The organism is Bradyrhizobium glycinis (genome assembly GCF_016031655.1).
GTDB classification, from domain to species: Bacteria; Pseudomonadota; Alphaproteobacteria; order Rhizobiales; family Xanthobacteraceae; genus Bradyrhizobium; species Bradyrhizobium glycinis.
On the sequence record NZ_JACCHQ010000080.1, the window covers coordinates 1 to 664 of the forward strand.

The 664-nt window shown below is 60.2% G+C and carries 1 protein-coding gene; it reads right to left on the bottom strand.

Annotated features, from left to right (window positions below):
• Positions 1 to 664, bottom strand: a 664-nt coding sequence (locus tag HZZ16_RS38645) for an IS110 family RNA-guided transposase (protein ID WP_197955780.1), incomplete at both ends; no start/stop codon positions are given.

The window sequence follows — 664 nt, forward strand, 5'->3', positions numbered from 1 at the left end:
AGCTCCAGGCTTATTCAAGACCACCCAGACAATGCGAGCCATCTTGGCGGCTAGAGCGACAACGGCCTTGTTCGGATGCATCCGAGCCTGGAGCCCGTCGAGCCAGCTTCCTAGGCGATCGCGCGTCCGGTCCAAATGCCGGAAGCAGGATCGCGCGCCATGCACTAGAAGCTTTCTCACATAACGGTTGCCGCGTTTGCTGGCGCCAAGCAACGTCTGTTTTCCGCCGGTCGAGTATTGCCTGGGCACTAACCCCAGCCAGGCAGCAAGGTCGCGGGCCTTGCGAAACTGCAGCCCATCACCAATCGCGGCAAGTACGGCGGTCGCACCCAATGCGCCGATACCGGGGATTGTCATCAGCCGGCGTGTAACGTCCTCTCGATCGGCGACCGCTTCGATCTCCTTTGTCACTTCGCGGATCCGTTCTTCGAGGCGGCGGAGGTCGGCGAAGAGATCGCCCAGCAGGCGACGCATCACTGGTAACAAATCGTTTCCTTCGTCATTCAAAGCGCGCGGCAACTCGAGTTTGAACATTCCGGCACCCTGACGCAAAGGTACACCGTACTCGAGGCAGAAGGCCCGCATCTGATTGATCAGGCGTGTCCTCGAGCCGACCATCTGGTCACGGATTCGATGCAGGGCTTGAAGATCGACCTGGCCCTCC